The sequence below is a fragment of the Marinomonas balearica genome (assembly GCF_004362145.1).
Taxonomy (GTDB): Bacteria; Pseudomonadota; Gammaproteobacteria; order Pseudomonadales; family Marinomonadaceae; genus Marinomonas; species Marinomonas balearica.
Map to the genome: position 1 here is coordinate 482,726 of NZ_SNXC01000009.1, position 15,941 is coordinate 498,666.

General features: G+C 44.6%; 18 protein-coding genes and 1 pseudogene. 13 read left to right on the forward strand and 6 right to left on the reverse strand.

The genetic code is table 11. From position 1 onward, the window contains the following. Positions 1-5 precede the first annotated feature (5 nt). The gene (goxB, locus tag DFP79_RS03875; protein ID WP_133502616.1) at positions 6-1,130 is read right to left on the reverse strand and encodes a glycine oxidase maturase GoxB; all 1,125 of its coding nucleotides are present in this window, start codon (positions 1,128-1,130) and stop codon (positions 6-8) included. Continuing rightward, entirely contained in the window at positions 1,130-3,172 is a 2,043-nt protein-coding gene (goxA, locus tag DFP79_RS03880) for a CTQ-dependent glycine oxidase GoxA (protein ID WP_208111387.1), read from the reverse strand. The genes goxB and goxA overlap by 1 nt, the downstream gene beginning before the upstream one ends. 182 nt (positions 3,173-3,354) lie before the next feature. Between goxA and DFP79_RS03885 the strand changes: the two genes are divergently transcribed. Continuing rightward, positions 3,355-3,915 (forward strand): hypothetical protein, encoded by a 561-nt coding sequence (locus DFP79_RS03885; protein WP_133502617.1) that lies wholly within the window; start codon positions 3,355-3,357, stop codon positions 3,913-3,915. A gap of 114 nt (positions 3,916-4,029) precedes the next feature. Next, positions 4,030-4,665 carry an HD domain-containing protein gene (locus DFP79_RS03890; RefSeq protein ID WP_133502618.1) on the forward strand — a complete coding sequence of 212 codons (636 nt, stop codon included), beginning with the start codon at positions 4,030-4,032 and terminating at the stop codon, positions 4,663-4,665. 40 nt (positions 4,666-4,705) lie between these two features. Here DFP79_RS03890 and DFP79_RS03895 read toward each other — a convergent pair whose 3' ends face one another. The 3 genes from DFP79_RS03895 to DFP79_RS18220 form a co-directional block, all read right to left on the reverse strand. After that, positions 4,706-4,996: a type II toxin-antitoxin system RelE/ParE family toxin gene (locus tag DFP79_RS03895; RefSeq protein ID WP_013660826.1), complete on the reverse strand. Its 291-nt coding sequence runs from the start codon at positions 4,994-4,996 to the stop codon at positions 4,706-4,708. Beyond that, positions 4,989-5,210 (reverse strand): TA system antitoxin ParD family protein, encoded by a 222-nt coding sequence (locus DFP79_RS03900; protein WP_013660827.1) that lies wholly within the window; start codon positions 5,208-5,210, stop codon positions 4,989-4,991. Before DFP79_RS03900 ends, DFP79_RS03895 begins: the two co-directional genes overlap by 8 nt. A gap of 229 nt (positions 5,211-5,439) precedes the next feature. Beyond that, positions 5,440-5,571 (reverse strand): hypothetical protein, encoded by a 132-nt coding sequence (locus tag DFP79_RS18220; protein WP_133502874.1) that lies wholly within the window; start codon positions 5,569-5,571, stop codon positions 5,440-5,442. A 25-nt stretch (positions 5,572-5,596) separates the two neighbouring features. On the opposite strand from DFP79_RS18220, the pseudogene DFP79_RS18225 reads away from it, so the two are divergent. From DFP79_RS18225 to DFP79_RS18030, 10 genes and pseudogenes are all read left to right on the forward strand, one after another. Next, positions 5,597-5,799: pseudogene (locus DFP79_RS18225) on the forward strand (hypothetical protein); the annotation flags it as partial. A gap of 880 nt (positions 5,800-6,679) precedes the next feature. Then, positions 6,680-6,961 carry a RhuM family protein gene (gene rhuM, locus DFP79_RS03915; protein WP_133502619.1) on the forward strand — a complete coding sequence of 94 codons (282 nt, stop codon included), beginning with the start codon at positions 6,680-6,682 and terminating at the stop codon, positions 6,959-6,961. Further along, entirely contained in the window at positions 6,962-7,096 is a 135-nt protein-coding gene (locus DFP79_RS18160; RefSeq protein WP_279526493.1) for a hypothetical protein, read from the forward strand. Positions 7,097-7,119: 23 nt separating this feature from the next. Next, complete coding sequence (locus DFP79_RS03920; RefSeq protein ID WP_133502620.1) at positions 7,120-8,022, forward strand: NAD-dependent epimerase/dehydratase family protein; 903 nt, start codon at positions 7,120-7,122, stop codon at positions 8,020-8,022. Beyond that, positions 8,019-9,314 carry a glycosyltransferase gene (locus DFP79_RS03925; RefSeq protein ID WP_133502621.1) on the forward strand — a complete coding sequence of 432 codons (1,296 nt, stop codon included), beginning with the start codon at positions 8,019-8,021 and terminating at the stop codon, positions 9,312-9,314. Before DFP79_RS03920 ends, DFP79_RS03925 begins: the two co-directional genes overlap by 4 nt. Further along, positions 9,314-10,342 (forward strand): radical SAM protein, encoded by a 1,029-nt coding sequence (locus DFP79_RS03930; RefSeq protein WP_166637632.1) that lies wholly within the window; start codon positions 9,314-9,316, stop codon positions 10,340-10,342. Before DFP79_RS03925 ends, DFP79_RS03930 begins: the two co-directional genes overlap by 1 nt. Continuing rightward, positions 10,339-12,009, forward strand: a complete 1,671-nt coding sequence (locus tag DFP79_RS03935; protein ID WP_133502623.1) for a methyltransferase — start codon at positions 10,339-10,341, stop codon at positions 12,007-12,009. The genes DFP79_RS03930 and DFP79_RS03935 overlap by 4 nt, the downstream gene beginning before the upstream one ends. Then, positions 12,002-12,598: a histidine phosphatase family protein gene (locus DFP79_RS03940; RefSeq protein ID WP_133502624.1), complete on the forward strand. Its 597-nt coding sequence runs from the start codon at positions 12,002-12,004 to the stop codon at positions 12,596-12,598. The genes DFP79_RS03935 and DFP79_RS03940 overlap by 8 nt, the downstream gene beginning before the upstream one ends. Positions 12,599-12,692: 94 nt before the next feature. Then, entirely contained in the window at positions 12,693-13,022 is a 330-nt protein-coding gene (locus DFP79_RS18025; protein ID WP_243730188.1) for a hypothetical protein, read from the forward strand. Further along, positions 13,019-13,549, forward strand: a complete 531-nt coding sequence (locus DFP79_RS18030) for an aminotransferase class III-fold pyridoxal phosphate-dependent enzyme (RefSeq protein ID WP_243730201.1) — start codon at positions 13,019-13,021, stop codon at positions 13,547-13,549. Before DFP79_RS18025 ends, DFP79_RS18030 begins: the two co-directional genes overlap by 4 nt. A gap of 241 nt (positions 13,550-13,790) precedes the next feature. Here the strand turns inward: DFP79_RS18030 and DFP79_RS03950 are convergent, their stop codons facing one another. After that, positions 13,791-14,705, reverse strand: a complete 915-nt coding sequence (locus DFP79_RS03950; protein ID WP_133502625.1) for a LysR family transcriptional regulator — start codon at positions 14,703-14,705, stop codon at positions 13,791-13,793. A gap of 166 nt (positions 14,706-14,871) precedes the next feature. On the opposite strand from DFP79_RS03950, the gene DFP79_RS03955 reads away from it, so the two are divergent. After that, entirely contained in the window at positions 14,872-15,903 is a 1,032-nt protein-coding gene (locus DFP79_RS03955) for an amino acid ABC transporter substrate-binding protein (protein ID WP_133502626.1), read from the forward strand. Positions 15,904-15,941: the final 38 nt, after the last annotated feature.

Here is a 15,941-nt window from a genome sequence, read left to right on the forward strand (position 1 = left end):
TCTTTTTAAAACCTTCTTTTCCAAAAAATGTTATTTCGGAATCGTTTTTCATATGAATACATGGCATTTCGTTGTAATAGATAGTTTTTTCGACCTTTTTTAACCGCGTCAGCGTATTTTTGAAGAGCGCTGTAGTCGTTGGCTAGGTATGACTCGACGATTTTTGGACATTGTGCTGCCGCCCAAAATGCGGTTGTCATTCCATGCGCAGAAAGCGGGTCAAACGATGCAGCTGCGTCACCTATGGCCATCCATCCTGCTTTGTACGCAGTACCTGCGGCTGGGGTTAACCAACGCGTTGCAGCGCTTGTAATTTTGGGGGGCGAGTCGATCTCAAACTCCGCGTCTTTAATCCAAAACGAGATGTGTTCTGTTTGATTGATTAAATTCCGCCATGTCGCAATATCGTCAGTGAGTCCTTTGGGCATAAGATCCGGGTCAGAGTAAAAATTGACAGACAGTGCGCCGTTAGCAAGTAAAGACGCGTACCACCACCCAGAGTCAACACTTTCTATTAGGGTCGCTTGTGTTGGAATAACGTTGGAATCAACTCGCTGTTTTAGAAACGCATATGCAGCAACCAGATGGTCATTTGTTTTCGTTTTAGTAATATTCAAATGCGCCAGTTTTTTACTGAGTATCTGTGATCTTCCTGTCGCATCGATAATAAAACGCGCAGACACGCGGTGTGGATCGTCGACATTGTTTGTTAACAGTAACCAAACGCCGTTTCTTTCTGATACATCACTGAGCCTTGCTTCAACGACCCTATCTGCCACGTTGGTTGCTTTCATGTTGAGGTCTGTTTCTAACGTTACTCTGTTTATAATATGGCCTGCGCCCTCTAAATGAATGGCACTGTTTCTCTCCACTAATTCAGTTTGACCCCATGCAGTAAATGTAGCGTTCGATTGTCGATGTTTGTGAGATTGAAGCAGATGTGACAAATTAAGCTCGGCAAGAATAGGGTTCGCAGCAGGAGCAAGCGATTCACCGACTTTATAATCGGTGACTTCAAACTTAGGGCGAATCCAAACGACAGAGTAACCTGCTTGTTTGAGAGCAATGGTTGCAGCCGCGCCCGAAAGGCCGCCTCCAACCACCGCTACATCATAGACAAACGGTGCCATCAATTAGGCAAATCTCCCATCTTAGGAGTCCAATCAAATCGGTTTTCTACATTACCGCGACCTACTTCAACATACATCTCTTTAGGGACGGCGGATAAGCCTGTGGTTCCTGCGCCTTTAGGACCTTCTCGTTTCACGACAAACCCCATTCTTTCCCAGAGGGTAATCATATTGGTAATACCATCCCAATAGCTTGCATTGGCGTGATAACCGATGCCTGCAACGCCTCTTTTCCAATCCGCTCTGTTTTCGTAGAATTTTACACGTTCAGAATCATCAAGTGATTCGTCCATTAATTGAGTGTAATTCTCTTCAGGTAATACATCTATCGGCAATAGGGCGGGCCACCATACCGCAGTCGGGAAATCTTCTTGCATGAGAACTTGCTGGCAACTGAAGGCGTCACATTGCCAAGGAAGCCCCATCCATCGCGTTAAATCTCCCGCCCATTGGTGTGCTAGAGGCGGTGGTGTACCTAAGGCAAGATCGCCATGAGTCGCTTTTTCTATGGTCAACAATCTGCCTACATTTTGGACAAGCATAATGCGCTTTCGGTGAGCAAGCCTAAATGGATCTGCCGCATTATCATAATTTCTAGCGAACATACTTGGGATCCGAAGGTAGTACGTCAGCTCGACTCCGGGGTGGAATGCGCCGCCTGAACAAGGTTCAAGCGCCGCCTCTGTTAACGCGTCGGGTTGAAGAGTTACGTCTATATCTTCAATATGATGAATATTATCTGCATGAGCATCTTCAAAATCGTCAATAAAATTACCCGCTGCCCAATACTCTAAAAATTGATATTGCTGGTGGGGGAACTGAAACCATTGAAGCGGGCTTCCGTCGTAGTTGATTCCGTCGCCTAACATCATCGGCATTTTCAGGCGTTCATCCAAGTAGGCTGTGTCGCTTTTATTGTTGGGGTTACGAAATTTGGAAAAAATGTCCTTTCTAAAAGCGCTGTTTTCGGCGCTAGGATCTGCCAACTTTGCAATGTAGGCTGGATCAGAAAAATCGCCCACACCTAACCAGCCTTGACGCAGATTAGCTGCAGAGCTTACCCATTCCATTAGCCCCAAACGGCGGAAAATAGGGTAAATGTATTTCCTAAATGAAATGGGGGTTTGGACAGGTGATGTCCAGCCTTGCTCAGCATTCATATTTGAAATGACGTCGTAAAGCGTTGTAACGGGGGGGATTTCTGGAGCAAAGTTCGGCCCGATACAGGCAACCCATGCGGTATCGGCTTCTAGGATCGTGCCGTCTTCTAATGTGACTTCGGCTTGTACCGGTCCATCACACCAATCGTCATGCCAACCATCGTTATCAGCAAAGCTTGTAATGGGCGCGTTGGTGGGGCTGTTTGATACCCCACTAGGTGGAATAACGATCAAGCGCCCTTGTTCATCTGTTTTAAGTTTGCCTAAATTAACGGTTTCTTTATTCCAAAACTTGCCTTCGAATTGATAGCAGGCGTTCTCACCTTCGCGGTTTTGATCCGAGCCTGAGATTTTTCGTTCTCCACCATCAATTACTAACATACGTTCTCGTTCTTTATCCGATACGAAGTATTGATTGCGTTTTTGCCCGGGAATTCCCGGAGCGAGTTCTCCGTTATCGAGCGGGTTATTGAATCCATACCAAGCGGCTTTCGTGTTGGCGAGGTGTACGCTCCATTCAATGGTTGCGTTGCTTTCGGTAATTTCACCAATGACGCGGTTTTGATCATCAAATGCATAGATTCGAAAGCGTTGAGCTTGTTTTTTTATTGCTTGAGTGCCGTCTTTAAAGCCGCCTTCAGGCATTGGTGGCAAGCCCGGAATTTCTGGCGCTAAGAAGTATTGATCGCTGCCACCGACACGACAGATACCAATAGTAGGGTAGATACCAATACGGTGTATTTTGGCTCCTTCAGGGGCTTTTTCCTTGTGTGTCGCGGCAACGGCGGATTTAGGAATAAGAGGAAACGCGCTCAGTGCCGTTACACTGCCTGCCATTGAAAGAAAATCTCGTCGTTTCATATCTTTGCCTTCACTATGCATCGTCTCGTCCTTTCATTTTCCATTTTGATAAGATATTAAATACGTCGTACGTTAGCGTATTTTTGACTAAATTAAAATTACACGGGATTACACTTAATATCAGAGTATAGGAATGACAAGGAAAACATCTATATCTGGTGGTTTTAAAGCTGTGTTTGAAAGGAGTCATGTAAGGACGGTTTATGAAGTGTATTTTTGTCTCGGATATCTTCGGGAAAACGGAAGTGCTGCAAGCGTTGGCGGCGCGTTGTGCCAAACATTACGACATTATCGACCCGTATCTTGGCGGTGTGACATTTGACGACGAAGAAAAAGCTTACGACTACTTTTCGACGTATGTAGGGTTAAGGTCGTATACACAGAGGCTACAACAACACATTGAGGCGCTTACCGAGCCCGTTATTTTGATTGGCTTTAGCGTCGGAGCGTCAGCGATTTGGGCATTGTCGAGCGAGCATAACAATGACCTGAACAGAGCACAGATTGTAAGAGCGGAATGCTTTTACGGCTCTCAAATTAGAAATGGGACTGAGATTATACCGAACTTCAATATTAGGCTGATTTTTCCGCGAGAAGAGGCACACTTTTCGGTCGATGAACTGATCAACGCGCTCAAAGGCAAGCCCAATGTACAGATTGAAAGATCGAACTATTTATATGGTTTCATGAACGCGTTGTCTAAGAACTATGATGAGAGAGGAAAAGACATCTACTGCTCAAGGTTCTTAGATGATCCAATTTAAATGGGTATACACGGCAGTAGTATTCGCGACAGTGGTATGAGCTGAAAATCGTTTAAGTGTCATTGCACAGTATGCGGTAAACTAAGATAGTACACTGCAAAATAAGAACTTGAGATGTTATTTAAAGAATACGAGCCTTTATTGCGAGATTACATCGCAGGTGAAATGGATCAGGATTTAGCGCATGATATGAATCACGTGCTACGCGTCGTGTCTACAGCAAAAACACTGTGTGACGCCGAAAAAGCGAATCGCTCAGTAGTGATTCCCGCGGCGTATCTACATGACTGTTTTTCATTTGGGAAAGGTCATCCGCAACGAAGCCAAAGTTCGCAATACGCCGCCGACAAAGCGATTACGTTCTTGAAAACCATAGACTATCCCCAAGACTACCTGGCTGATATCCACCACGCGATTGTTGCACACAGCTACAGCGCCAACGTTCCCCCTCGCACACTCGAAGCAAAAATTGTTCAAGACGCAGATCGGCTGGATGCCATAGGAGCGATGGGGATCGTTCGATGTATTCAAGTAGGTTCCAAACTAGACAGAACGTTTTACTCCCAAATCGATCCATTTTGCGAAGATCGAGCCCCTGACGATGGCGAATTTACCCTCGATCATTTTTACACCAAGCTGCTTAACCTAGAAGACTCTATGCATACGTTATCAGCGGGAGAGGAAGCAAGAAAGCGAACTGAATTTATGAAGCAATTTCTTGGCCAGCTATCGGTGGAATTGAGGTGCTAGCATTGTGATCTTGCCTTTAGATGGCCTTAGCTTTGATCCCTCAAAGTAACTTCTTAGCATCTCGATAGAAGTTTTCATGAGAACCAAAAGTTAGTAGCTCTAAAACGACAGCATCATCCTCATAGCAGTAACCTAGTAAGGTGAGCTGCTTAATCATTTTAAACTTGTAAACTCGCATAAATGCAAGATCACCTTTTTTAGGTTCGCCAAGCAGAGGGTTCTTTATTAGTTCTTTAACTGCTTTATCAAGATCACTCTTTTGGTTTTTGTGGAGTTTTTTGACGGCCTTTTTAAAACTTGGGGTTTGTGTAACGTGTGTGACTTTAGTCAAATTCGTAAGCCTCAAGTTTGCCAGCTTCTTTTTCTGCTTTGGCAATGATCGCTTGCTTTACAAATTCATAAGGTAAATCTGGATTATCTTCCATCATTTCGCCAATTTTAGCCCAGTGCTCAATCTGTTTAGGCGTAGTTCGGTTTAACGCTTTCGCCATAATGCTCGCTTTTTCTACTAAGCCCTCGTCTAATCTAATACTTGCTGTAGCCATGATTTTCTCCTGTTATTTCTGACTAATTGTAGCATTTTGCGACAATTGTGGTAGTAGACCTTCAAAAATTATAAAGAGAAATTTGGCCATTGGTCAGACTTACCAAGTATATTAAGCAAGGAGCTCAGGACTATTACGTAAAATTTCATCTACATTAATCGCATGTACCTTGTTCATCACATTTCGTTGATGGCATCGAGGCTTTCCGGCAGGATTTGGCCTCCATCAACTACGATTTGCTGCCCTGTAATGTAACTTGCTTCGTCGGTTTCACTACGGGCAGGATCATGATTTTAACGCCTTGGTTGGAAAATACCTTTGCGATGCCTTTGCCTATTCCTTTTGAAGCTCCGGTGACGATGGCGACTTTTCCTGCTCAACTATGTTTACTTCACGTCTTGCCAAAAGGTTTCATGCGAGTAAGACACTATAGCTATATGTTGAATGCGATCAGGCGAAAGAGCCTATTAAAAATACGAGAACAAGATCAAGATACGCCTCGTCCTGAAAAAGATAAAAAGGAGCCGGAAGAACAAAGCATCCAACAGGACTCTCCAGTAATGGGGTGTCATTGCCCCGCATGCGGTGATGTGCCGGCACACCATATAGGCGAAGTCACCTCGAACCGTTGGAAGCGAGAAAAGTTAAGAACAGGCTAGTGGAATAAAACGAACGTCAGTGAGAATAGAATCAGGTCAAAGACCCTGAGGTTTTAGGCTTGCCAATCGCCTAGGATCTGGGTAAAACTATAGAGATAGACGATCAAAAAACGATCAAAAAGAGTCTTCTTAGCCTGATTAAGGACAAGAGCACTCGAAAACACACCGCAAAGACACAGGGAGGTCGCATCATGAAAAAAGCAAATTCCCTATATAAAGACGCGGCAGTTCAACAGACGGTTATAACTGCGGCTGCGCCGTACTATAACCATTAATTGTTATACCTAAAAGGAAGTAGTCTTAAATTATGAAGTTTCTATTTTGGCTTTGGAAAACAATACGAACACTTGCCCCTTACTTAATTTTCTTAGGCTTCGGTATTTTATGTTGGTAATGGTTTTTTTTTACTAATCAAGCTCAAGCTAATTTAGCTGAACCAATTATAAATGGTGTTATAGCTGTTGTTGTCACTTCATTGCTGATTTTAATATTTTCAATTATCTGGCGATAAAATATCACACTTTGGATTGAAAATTCATTGTACAAAGACACAAAAATAGAAGGTGTATGGAATGGAGTTTTAGTTCCTTTTATTGGTATTGAGGAGGTCGACAATCGAAGAGTTAAAATGACATTCGGCATTGTTGAACTCAGATGACGTAGGAAAACGCAAGGCAGTGATACGGAGTCAAATAATTAGGGAAATGGCACTTCATTGCGTGTATCTTCATCGGCTCAAGAAAATGAAATTGATCGAGAGGTTGAAGCTGAACTAATAATTAAAGGCCTGAATTAAACCGTATAGTGACCATGTGGCTCTATTTTGTTGAAGATCAAGCTCAGCGGAAAAAACAAGTTTTCCTAAAAGACTGGGAAATCAAGCTCGACCAATTTCTTGAGTTTAATGATCGAGAAGTTCTAGTCGGTGCCGGTTGTATCTCCAAAAAACAAGCCAAAGCCAAAGCCAAAGCCAAAGCCAAAGCGGAAGCAGAGTATGATCGTTTTGCTGAAGAGCGTCGTCGCATCAAAGGAGACAGGATATTGAAGAATTTCTCAATTGGAAAGCTCCCACATAAATCGCAAGAATTATAAATGACACAGCCATTCCCAAAATTCCAGGAAGAATACAGTGTCAAGTTACCGGCGCTGACGTTATTGACGAACTTGGACTGGTTGTTTCTTAATCTTGAGCAAGCATTAGCTGAGCGCGGTGGTGAGGCCGAATAAGTATTACAGGAATTGATATTTTTATGAAAACAATTTTAATGACAGGTCATTTAGGCCTGATTGGGCGGTATTTAACGCCATTGTTGGTGCAACAGGGATATAGAGTTAAAGGCTTTGATCTCGCCGATGGTACTGGCGATATCTGTCGGAGTGAGCAGCTCAAACAAGCAATCTCTGGGGTAACAGGTGTTGTTCATCTAGCTGCGGTTTCCAGGGTTATATGGGGTGAACGGAATCCAGAGTTATGTTGGCAGACCAATGCGATTGCGAGCGAACAGTTACTGAAGACCGCTTGTGAGCAAGCCGATGTAAAACCTTGGGTGCTGGTTGCCAGTAGCCGTGAGGTATATGGAGATTCTGATGTTTTGCCTGTCTGCGATTCAGCATATGTGAGCCCCGTTAATATCTATGGTCAAGCAAAAGCCTATATGGAAAAAAAGGCGCTAGAAGCTAGGGAGTATGGGCTTAATACCGCTGTGATTCGGCTTGCTAATGTTTATGGCTGCACAAAGGACCATAAAGACAGAGTATTGCCAGCATTTTGTCTTAATGCTGTTAACAACGCAGACCTGCGTGTGGATGGCCGGAACCATTTATTTGACTTCACGCATGTATCAGACACCGTAAAAGGTTTGTCTTTAGTCATTGAACAACTCGAAAATAATGAGAGAAACCTTCCTCCTACCCACCTTCTTCCTGGCATTGGTACGACACTTGGTGAAGCCGCCGAAATGGCAATCAAATTCGCTGGGAGTCGCTCTCGAATTATTGAAGCACCATCTCGAAATTACGATGTAAGTCGATTCATTGGAGATCCGACTCAGGCCAAAGAATTGTTGGGCTGGCAAGCTAATATATCCCCCGAACAGGGTATTAAGCTTTTGGTTAAAGCATTCCAAGAACAGTTACAGGAAGTTCCTGCATGAAAATTGTAAAAGTCATTCATGGTTATCCGATGTTGTATAACGCCGGTTCGGAAGTGTATTCACAAACCATCTGCCACGGCTTAGCTAAACGCGGCCATGAGGTGCATGTATTTACCAGAGAGGAAGACTCCTTTCAGCCCGATGGCGCGATACGGATTAGTCATGACGCCGACGTACCAGAAATCACTCTGCATCTGGTGAATAACTCACGGATGCGTGATCGCTATCGTTTGGATATTGTTGACCAGCGTTTTGCTGAGTTGCTCGACCAATTACAGCCAGATTTGGTGCATATCGGACACCTGAATCACTTGTCTACCTCATTGGTATTTGAGGCTAAAAAACGCGGTATTCCGATTGTTTACACGCTGCACGATTATTGGTTGATGTGTCCGCGTGGACAGTTTATGCAGATGCACTCTGCGGATGACAATCTCTGGGCTGCCTGTGATGGCCAAGAAGACAAGAAGTGCGCAACGCAGTGTTATGCGCGCTATTTCTCTGGCTGTGATCAGGAAAGGGCGGAGGATTTAGCTTATTGGGAAAACTGGGTTAAGCGCCGTATGTCGCATGTGCGCGATGTCGTTGAGCAGGTTGATTTGTTTATTTCGCCGGCTAATTATCTGAAGCAACGTTATGAAAAAGACTTTGGCCTGCCAAAAGAGAAAAGTATTTATCTTGATTACGGCTTCGACCGTACAAGGATGATAGGACGTGTTCGCAGAAACGATGAACCGTTTACGTTTGGGTATATTGGTACCCATATTCCGGCTAAAGGTATTCACCAGTTAATCAAAGCCTTTGGCATGCTCAAGGGTGAGGCAAAGCTGAGAATCTGGGGGCGGGATCGGGGCCAGGATTCCAGAGCGCTTAGAGCGATAGCGTCATCTTTGCCTGTCGATAAAGCCAACGCTATCGAGTGGATGCCCGAATACAAAAATCAATCAATTGCAGTGGATGTGTTCAGCAATACTGATGCGATTGTGGTGCCATCAGTCTGGGTCGAAAACTCGCCCTTGGTTATTCATGAGGCTCAACAAGCTAAGGTGCCAGTTATTACTGCTGGTACCGGTGGAATGGGGGAATACGTTCACCATGAAGTGAACGGCTTAACCTACCAACACCGCGACACCGCAGATCTTGCAAAGCAAATGCAGCGTTTACTGGATGCCCCGGCATTAGCTAGCCAACTGGGACTGCGTGGTTATCCTTTCAGTGATGATGGCCAGATTCCTGATATTTATCAGCACATACTCGACTTGGAAGCATGCTACACGAGGGTTATAGGCTAATGGCACATGAATTTTGGCGTATCACATTGGATACCAATCCAGATTTTTGTAATCTCAATTGTGTGATGTGTGAAGACCATTCCCCTTATGCGGATAGTCGTGCGGAGAGAAAGAGCTCTGGTTCACTCAGGCCCCTGATGGATGCTGACCTGCTAGAACGGATTGTTCGTGAAGCGGCCGCGATGGGCATCAGAGAGATTATTCCTTCGACCATGGGGGAGCCCCTACTTTATCCACATTTTGATACCTTTCTCGATTTGTGTGCGGAATTAGGTTTAACCCTCAACCTGACAACCAATGGCACATTTCCAGCCCCTAAAGACCATCAAAATGTTGAGTATTGGGCCGAGCGTATTGTGCCGGTTACCAGTGATGTAAAAATCTCATGGAATGGCGTAAGTGAAAAGACCCAGTCAGAAATCATGGTCGGAACAACCCTTGAAAAACACATTGAAAATGCCAAGCGTTTTGTTGCAATAAGGGATAAATGGGCATCCAAGCATTATTGCTCAATGACCATGCAGCTAACCTTCATGCGCAGCAATCTGGAAGAAATTCCAGAGATGCTGGAGTTGGCACTTAATCTTGGCTTTGACCGATTAAAAGGCCATCAGTTGTGGACGCATTTTGACCAGATTAAGCATGAAAGCCTACGTAATGACCTTGTCTATGCTAGCCGATGGAATCAGATTGTTCGTCATTGTCATGAGCGTGTCACGGTCCATAACCAAACGTCTGAGCGTCGATTCCGTTTGGATAATTTCTTTGAGCTGGATTTGGTAAAACTCGAAGATATTTCGCCAGGTGGGGAATGTCCGTTCCTTGGAAAGGAGTTATGGGTAGATCCAACTGGAAGGCTCAATGTTTGTTGTGCTCCCGATCAGCAGCGTAAATCATTGGGTGACTTTGGCAATCTAAATACATCCAAACTATCGGAGCTGATAGCTAGCTCTTCCTATCAGAATTTAATGGCAACTTACCAGTCCCATGATCTCTGTAAGTCGTGCAATATGAGGCGGCCAGCATGAGCATTCTCGAAAAACCAATAATCTCGGAGTGTGGCCGGTATCATATTGAGGCTGATGGTAGCCCTTTATACACTGCTCGATTCGATGAGGTTCTCGCTTTTCACAAGGTTGGAAAACGTTGGATAGCCCCCGTCAGACTAGGTATTAAAGCATTTCATATCGATACGGATGGTTTTCCTATTTACGGTCAACGATTTCATCGTTGTTTTGGTTTTTATAATGATCTGGCTGCTGTTGTTGGTGAAGATGGTTGGTATCACATCGATGAAAGCGGGAGCGCACTGTATTCACAGCGCTATGAATTTGCCGGTAACTATCAGGAAAAGGTTTGCGTTGTAATGGATTCTGATGGTTTGTACTTCCATTTGAATGTTATAGGCGAACCGGTCTACGACAGCAGATGGGGATACTGTGGCGATTTTCGTGGTGGGGTTGCTGTTGTGCAGGCTGGCAACGGTTTGAGCACACATATTCTTCCAAACGGCTCTTTGCTTCATGATATCTGGTTTTCTGATCTGGATGTGTTTCACAAGGGCTATGCAAGAGCCAAGACCCTCCAAGGCTGGTGCCACGTAAATAAACAAGGTAACGCAATCTACTCCGAACGTTATGCATCGGTTGAACCTTTCTATAACGGCTTTGCTCGTTGTGAAACCGATGATGGGGCATTGCTAATCATTGACGAATCAGGTCATGTTGCTCGTCAGTTGCGAGGGCCAACTTGTGACATATTTGCTGAGTTATCCTCTGATATGGTGGGATACTGGAAGACTTGTACGATTTATACCAGTGTGAAGTTGGACATTTTTGAGCAACTTCCAGCGACGATTGAGCAGTTGTCGTTGTCTTGCCAATCTAACTCTGAAAGGGTTGTTCGATTAATGAGAGGGTTAGCTGAGCTTGGCTTAGTCTATCTGGAGGGTAATTGTTACGTCGTTTCAGAGAAGGGGAGTTATCTTTGCCTGAACCACAAAAAAACCTTGGCGGATGCCGCGATCGAATATGGTGAAGATCTTTTGCAACGTTGGAAGTCTTTACCGGCGCTGATTCAAGGGAAACGGCTGGAATCAGATATTTTCTATGCAGTGGCGGCTGATTTGGAGCGGGTAAAATCTCATCATCGCATGCTCGCGAGTTATGCCATGCATGATTACACTCAAGTTGTTCCCTTGCTACCAATTCAAAAGGGACAAAGGGTCCTAGATGCAGCAGGCGGAACAGGGACACTTGCAACCCTAATACAAGCTCATTTTCCTGAATCATCGGTACTTCTCGGCGACTTGGAGTCCGTTTTGAACGAGTCACAGTTTGATAAGAAGCTGGAGCTGGACTTGTTCAGTGAGTGGTCGGGAGCTTATGACGTAGTGATACTCGCTCGCGTTCTTCACGACTGGGACGATGTTGATGCTATAGAGGTTCTGAAACATGCCAAGCATGCACTGAACTGTTGTGGTGAAATATTTATTTTAGAAATGCTGATGCTGGAAAGTTCAAATTCTGGTGCTTTATGTGATCTACACCTTATGGCTGCTACCGGTGGGAAGGAGAGGACAGAATCTGAATTTGAGCGTCTATCCAAACAGGCCGGATTGCGTATTAAAAGGGTTACGAAGCTCCCATCCTTAGTATCACTTATTGTACTGGAACGAGGTGAGAACAATGGCTAAGTTGCTTTTGGTACGTCATGCAGAGCGCCCTGATATCCCTGCAAATACAGTTGGAAATGAAGTGCTTCTGACGGATAAAGGTAAAGAAGATACCCGAAATTTTGCCCGATCTATCTCCGACCCAGTTGTTTCTATTCAATCGAGCCCTATTGGTAGGTGTCTACAAACCGCAGAGATTATTGCGGATGTTGTTGGTATTGAGCGAGACGATATCGTCTCTAATCGAGACCTTGGTGACCCTGGATTTATAATAAATGACGCTCGAAGTGCATGGACTCATTGGCAAGAGAAGGGACATGAAAGAGTCAATCAGCACTTATTGTCAGGTGGAGAGCAATGGGAGGGATTTAAGGAACTGGACCATGCTGTTAAAATTTTTGATACCAGTATTCGAAAACAACTTTCTAAACAGAACGAAGGTGTCCATATTTGGATAACGCATGACACTATCCTAGCGACATACGCCTCTCGCATCATGCCGACTAGGTTGAAAATGACGCAATGGCCACGATATCTCGATTTTCTTGCATTAGAACTTAAAAATGGTGACTTCGTTTATAAGTACTTCAATCAGGGAGCGGATGACTAGTGGAACAGTTACCCATACCCGATATATTGTTTCCATTGTTGACGACTAAATTGACGCGTTAAATCGTACGCTTCCGAATGAATTATCGAATATTGTGCTTACGTGCTCGGGCAGTGAAGCAAATGATCTCGCAATGCGTCTTGCTTGTAAGGTCACCGGAGGCAGTGGTTTTATTGTGACAGAGTGTGCTTATCACGGAAATACCGCGTACGTCACCGAGGTGTCTCCATCTGCGATGAAAAATGGTGTGCTCCCTCCACATGTGATTGCCATTCCTGAGCCGTCTACTAGCAATTACGGCGTGGACATTGAGGCAGGCTTCGCCCATCGCGTCAAAACGGCGGTTGACGAATTGCGTGAGCGAGGCGTGAAAGTGGCAGCTCTGCCGTTGATGTTATTCGAAACGCAGGAGGCGTTTACATAGCGGATGAAGTTCAACCTGGGTTTGCTCGTACAGGGGAGGCATTTTGGGGCTTTGAAGCGCATGATGTGTTTTCAGATATCGTGACGATGGGCAAACCGATGGGAAACGGTTTTCCTATGGCGGGGGTTGCGACCAAACCGAGTTTCCTAGCAACGTATTGTCAAGGCGTTGGGTGTTTTAATACGTTCGGCGGAAACCTCGTGGCGGCCGCTGCGGGTCTTGCTGTCTTAAACACGATCGAGTCGCAAGGGTTACAAACTAACGCGTTGAAAATAGGTCGTTATATTAAAGATCGTTTGTTAGACATTGCTGGACAATCGAACATCATCGGTGAGATAAGAGGGTCTGGGTTATTTTTTGGGATAGACGTCGAGGAAAATGGTGTCCCAAGTGCAACGCTTTCGGTACAGTTAATTGATCAACTGCGTGAACAACGGATACTTGCTGGTGCCGCTGGAAAGCATGGTTCCACGTTAAAACTGAGACCGCCGCTTTGTTTGACTCCAGCGGAAGCCGATTTTTCATAGAGGGTTTTCAACGAGCTGTACGAGCGTTATGCGATAACCCAAATAGGGAAGGTGATCTTTAATGGATTGCGGTGATTAGATATATTTACTATGACTAGTAATTAGCGAGTCTTATCCCGCTCACCGTTCCTGATATCTGGCTTCAAATCCATATATGAGAGCGTTTCTCGATTCGTTGGCGGTCGACGTGAATATCTGACACAGTGTTTCCCTAAATTGTATTCTGCTTTTTTGGTGTAGATTACTCCGCTCGTTTTACGCCCTCCGTAATGTCTAATTCAGTGAGTAACCGATCATAAAAATGTTTGGCCGCACCAGATAAGGGGTTGAGGTTGGAGGTAATGACCTCTAAAGGTTCGATAACCGTGGGGCGAAATGGTCGCACTGCGATGTTCGGAAAATTGAAAACGTCGCTAAAATGGTGGAAGTTTAGAGCATCAACCAGAGTCGCTCCCATGCCTAAGTTTACAAACGACATCGCGTGAACTGTGGTGTGAACTTCAATTGAACGTGACAACTTTTTATCCATTTGAGCGTACACTTTTTTGAGTGTTTTTGTCGTCGCGTTTTCAGAATCCAGCGTAATCCAATCTAGCCCCACTAGGTCTTTGGGCTCTATTACATCAAGCCGTGCAGAGTGATGGTTTTTCGGAACCGCGCAATAGCACGTCAGATCAAAGGCGGCGGAATCATGTTTAGAAGAGCTTTGGGCTTTGTCTACCAAGCCAATTTGATACTGACCTGAGGCAACACCTTGTCGAATCGCGGAACACCCAGAGTGATGCAAGCTTACATGAGTGTTAGGGTGTTCTTCTTTAAATCGGGCAATGAGACTAGGGAGAAATTGATAGGAAGGACCGAATATACTGCAAATTCTTAAACGCCCCGCGTTATCATTTTTTGCTCGCTTGATGCTGTCTTCGAGATGATTTACACCCTGTAATAAGCCGTACACTTCTTCGTGTAAGAACACTGACTCGTCGGTGGGGGTGAGTTTTCCGTTATTTCGAACAAACAGTTTATAGCCAATTTCTTCTTCAAAGTTTGCCAGCATTTTACTCGCGGCGGGCTGGCTGACGCAGCAACGTTCGGCAGCTCGGGTAATGCTTCCCGTGACGAACACTTCATGAAAAATACGGAGCTTATTAATGTTCATTTGTGCATAACCTTATGTTATAGACCTATTAAAAATATTCAGTGTGATTATCAATATGCTTCACATAAGATCCTATAGGTTATGTGACTGAATGTGAAAATAAATTCAGCAGGATCCAACCAAACAAAAAATATAAATGTCCACGAAACAAAAGGAACCACGATACATGAAAAATGCAAAATCGTTATTCGTATTGGCATCTTCTCTTTTCTCGGCAGCGAGTTTTGCCGCAGACACACCCTCGACTTTAGATGAAGTTCAAAGTCGCGGTTATATGAACTGTGTGATTGGTAATTCTTTCCCCGGGTTCTATAGCCTAAATAAAGAAGGTGAATGGCAAGGAATGGACATTGATATGTGCCGAGGCGTTTCCGCCGCTGTTTTTGGTGATGTGAACAAAGTGAAATTCCTTCCTGTTCAGTGGGCGCAAAGTTTCACCTCCATCAAAAGTGGTAAGGGCGATATGCTGTCAAAAGGGATGACTTGGACGTTGTCTCGCGATACACAGCAAGGGCTCGATTTTTTAGATACGTACTTTTACGACGGTCAGGGTTTTATGGTGCGTAAAGACCTAGGTGTATCGTCTGTTTATGAGCTTGAAGGCGCAACGGTATGCGTGCTGACTGGCACATCTAGTGAACTCAATATTGCCGACTTTAGTCGAGCGAATAACCTAGATTTGAAAACAGTTGTTTTCGATGATTCTTCTGTACGTAACACCGCTTTCTTTAATGACAATTGCGATGCATTGACCAATGATAAATCCGGCCTCGCGGCACAACGTTCTGGCGCACAGAACCCTGATGACTATATTGTTTTGCCTGAAACTATTTCAAAAGAAGCTCTGTCTTTTGCTGTTAAACAAAATGACAGCGAATGGTCGAATGTCGTTAAGTGGACATTCGCAGCCATGGTTGCAGCGGAGGAATATGGAATCACATCAGAAAATGTTGAGGAAATGCGAGCACAGAGCAACAGCCCCATTGTGCGACGTTTATTGGGTGTTGAAGGTGATCTAAACAAAGGCTTGGGGTTACCTAAAGACTGGGCCTATCAGGTTATTAAACAAGTCGGAAATTATGGCGAAGTTTACGAGCGTAATGTTGGGGAAAACAGCATATTGGGTTTAAAACGCGAAGGCACGCTTAATGCGTTGTGGAAAGAAGGCGGAATGATGTACGCCAAATCTTACCGTTAATCAAATCGTAGGCGAAGTAAGACTTCGCCTACGTAGAT

Bases quoted from the DNA above. Each gene is read 5' to 3' on its own strand.
- goxB (WP_133502616.1), bottom strand. From the start codon at position 1,130: ATGGCACCGTTTGTCTATGATGTAGCGGTGGTTGGAGGCGGCCTTTCG.
- goxA (WP_208111387.1), bottom strand. From the start codon at position 3,172: ATGCATAGTGAAGGCAAAGATATGAAACGACGAGATTTTCTTTCAATG.
- DFP79_RS03885 (WP_133502617.1), top strand. From the start codon at position 3,355: ATGAAGTGTATTTTTGTCTCGGATATCTTCGGGAAAACGGAAGTGCTG.
- DFP79_RS03890 (WP_133502618.1), top strand. From the start codon at position 4,030: ATGTTATTTAAAGAATACGAGCCTTTATTGCGAGATTACATCGCAGGT.
- DFP79_RS03900 (WP_013660827.1), bottom strand. From the start codon at position 5,210: ATGGCTACAGCAAGTATTAGATTAGACGAGGGCTTAGTAGAAAAAGCG.
- rhuM (WP_133502619.1), top strand. From the start codon at position 6,680: ATGTGGCTCTATTTTGTTGAAGATCAAGCTCAGCGGAAAAAACAAGTT.
- DFP79_RS18160 (WP_279526493.1), top strand. From the start codon at position 6,962: ATGACACAGCCATTCCCAAAATTCCAGGAAGAATACAGTGTCAAGTTA.
- DFP79_RS03920 (WP_133502620.1), top strand. From the start codon at position 7,120: ATGAAAACAATTTTAATGACAGGTCATTTAGGCCTGATTGGGCGGTAT.
- DFP79_RS03925 (WP_133502621.1), top strand. From the start codon at position 8,019: ATGAAAATTGTAAAAGTCATTCATGGTTATCCGATGTTGTATAACGCC.
- DFP79_RS03930 (WP_166637632.1), top strand. From the start codon at position 9,314: ATGGCACATGAATTTTGGCGTATCACATTGGATACCAATCCAGATTTT.
- DFP79_RS03935 (WP_133502623.1), top strand. From the start codon at position 10,339: ATGAGCATTCTCGAAAAACCAATAATCTCGGAGTGTGGCCGGTATCAT.
- DFP79_RS03940 (WP_133502624.1), top strand. From the start codon at position 12,002: ATGGCTAAGTTGCTTTTGGTACGTCATGCAGAGCGCCCTGATATCCCT.
- DFP79_RS03950 (WP_133502625.1), bottom strand. From the start codon at position 14,705: ATGAACATTAATAAGCTCCGTATTTTTCATGAAGTGTTCGTCACGGGA.
- DFP79_RS03955 (WP_133502626.1), top strand. From the start codon at position 14,872: ATGAAAAATGCAAAATCGTTATTCGTATTGGCATCTTCTCTTTTCTCG.